The sequence below is a fragment of the Finegoldia magna genome, assembly GCF_018371055.1.
Classification (GTDB): Bacteria; Bacillota; Clostridia; order Tissierellales; family Peptoniphilaceae; genus Finegoldia; species Finegoldia magna_I.
Genome location: NZ_JAGYZD010000225.1, coordinates 1 through 2,690 on the forward strand (window position 1 = coordinate 1; position 2,690 = coordinate 2,690).

The following is a 2,690-nucleotide window of genomic DNA, read 5'->3' on the forward strand; positions in this document are numbered from 1 at the left end:
ACTCAACAAATGATTGTTAATAATTATCCAATCTTTTTGTATTTATAAAGTTTTCTTTATTACATTACTATATCGATTTAAGCTCATTATACTATATAATTTCAAATATTACAATAAGTTTACAAAAATCTTTTTGTGAATATATTTTGCAGAATAGTTATGCAATTTATTATTCAGTATTTTTTATTTCAAACCCACATGTAGTGTATTTGCTTTATTCCTAATCACTTATTGTATTGTGTTTAAATATTATTACAATTATTTATTTTTTTATTATTTTATGATGTTTTGAATTTGAATTTCCGAGTGTGAACTACCAGTTTTTCTTTGGTTTATGAGCTAATTCTACGAATTTTTCTTCTCAATTTAATTATATCACGTAACAATGGTTACGGATTATTGTAACTGTTATCAGTATAATATAATTAAATAAATGGAGGGATAATATGTCAAGATTTTTAGGAAAAATTCATTATATAATGTTCGATAAGATAAATTACGTTGATGAGATTACACGCAAGATGAGTGAGTTGTTGGATGAAAATGTCGATTTGAAAAATATTGAACGTGGAGCATTGGAGGATTTGATTGACACAGACAATATTCACGGATGGTTGCAGGTGAGAGTTGGAATCGTCGAGGATAATTTGGCGAGGGTTTTGAGTGAGCTTAAAAAAGAAGATAAGTTTGAAGATGCTCTTAAAATCGCTTATGATTTTGGTGCTAAGGAGGATTTCTCGGGCGATACTTCTGATGCGTTTCAATTTATGTCCGATAAGTTCTTGGATGGGATGCCTTGTGATATGGCGAATTTGCCAGTGGAATCAGATGATGAAGAGTTCCGTTGGATTAAGAGAATTGATGTGCACGAACAGTATTACATCTATGGAGAATCTTCTGAAGTTTACGATGAGTTTCGTCGTGCGTGGATGAATGGATTGTTGAGCGATTGTGATTTGAAATACTTTGTGGAAGGCGGAGTTAATATTATAAGGTAGATTTGTGTGTTTTTGGGGTATAATTATATGTAAGATAACAACAATTGTAGGAGGTATGTTATGTATATTAGAGAAGAAGTACTTAAAAACGCAAATAATAAGGATAAAGTTTCTGAAATTTTGGAAAATTATTTCAAAACAAATGCAAATTACGAAAACGAACACGATCGTGACGAACTTCGCCGTCGTGGTTTTGAAGAATTGAAGTTAATCGGAGAAATCCAAGTTTATCAATTGTTGATGAACTCAGATGACGATAGAGCCAAATTATAATAATCAATCCCTTGTCGTGTGGCAAGGGATTTTTGTGTGTTATAAAGTATGTTTCAGTGAAAAAAGAGTTATAATGTATGTATGAAAACTTCAAGAAAAATATACGCAATGAATTTATTTTCCAATTTAATATTCTATGCGCCTGTTGCGTTGTTGGTTAGGACGAATAGAGGAATTAGCTTGTCGCAGTTTTTTGTGCTACAAGCGATACTATCTGTTACTTGCATGATTTGTGAATTTCCATTGGGTGTGTTGACCGATAAAATCGGGCTGAAAAAGTCAATAGTTCTCGCCCAGTTTACGATGCTAACTGCCAGGATAATTTTACTGATATCCAATAATTTTATGCTTTTTGCAGTGGAAGCCTTGCTTGAAGGAATTGCTTTTGCATTGAATTCCGGAACAATAAGCGCGTACATATACAAGCTTTTCGGTGATGATAATTACAGTAATAATATTTCGAAGTTCTATAATTGGGGAACGATCGCTTTTATCGTATCAACCGTAATGTTTCCTTTTATTAATTCAAAATGGAACATTAACGCTTTGATTTGGGTAACCATAATTGCAAATGTAATCGCAACTGTGATTTCTATTTTTATTCCAGATACCGACAACTCAATAGAAAACGAGGAACAATTTGATTTGTCAAAAACATTGAAGCTATTGGTACACGATAAAACTTTTAGAGTAATCGTGTTAATCGTGTCGTTGTTTAATTTGTCATTTTTGTTGATCAACTTCTTCTATGTAAAAGTCATAATTGACAATGGATATTCGGAAAACATAGTGTCGCCACTCATCCTAGCTTACTCGGGACTTCAACTCTCACAAACATTTATCATAAAATATCTAGGAGAACAAAAAGCATGGAACAAAGTTCGATTATTTTCAGCTATTGCATCATTGTTCTTTGTTGGATTATGTGTGATATCTGGAAAACCTGTAGTGTTGTTAATGATTATACTTCCAACAATCTTGTCTGTCTTGGGGATATTTATTGAAAAAATCCAAAACAATTATATAGACACAATAGGCTTCAAAAATCACAGAGCAACCATGCTATCAGCATTTAGCTTCTTCGCTGATGTCTTCGAAGTAGTATTCTTGTTGGCAAACTCATATATTTCATCTTTCAATTACAAATATATCTTCGTGTTTATAGCCGCATCACTATTGTTGAGTGCAATTATGCTTAGAAATGATAATACCGTAAAGTTTGTATCGTGATTTGTGAGTTTAGTAAGTATGATATAAGTTATAAAAATCCCTTGTCAGATGGCAAGGGATTTTTAGTTAGTTGTTGTTTGATTTTCGTGAGTTTTTCATCGCTTTTATAATATTAAGAAGTTTCAATCCGTCAGTTTGATTTACTTTCATATTTTCATATTCTTTTGGTAACAAACTAATCAAAGCCTT

Annotated in this window: 3 protein-coding genes; all 3 read left to right on the top strand. The window is 31.9% G+C overall.

Annotated features, from left to right (window positions below; all coding sequences use genetic code 11):
* Window positions 1-446 precede the first annotated feature (446 nt).
* Window positions 447-998 (top strand): hypothetical protein, encoded by a 552-nt coding sequence (locus tag KHW44_RS08290; RefSeq protein WP_304068331.1) that lies wholly within the window; start codon window positions 447-449, stop codon window positions 996-998.
* 60 nt (window positions 999-1,058) lie between these two features.
* Entirely contained in the window at window positions 1,059-1,271 is a 213-nt protein-coding gene (locus tag KHW44_RS08295) for a hypothetical protein (RefSeq protein ID WP_278725768.1), read from the top strand.
* A gap of 81 nt (window positions 1,272-1,352) precedes the next feature.
* Window positions 1,353-2,501, top strand: coding sequence for an MFS transporter (locus KHW44_RS08300; protein WP_304068336.1), 1,149 nt, complete (start codon window positions 1,353-1,355; stop codon window positions 2,499-2,501).
* Window positions 2,502-2,690 lie beyond the last annotated feature (189 nt).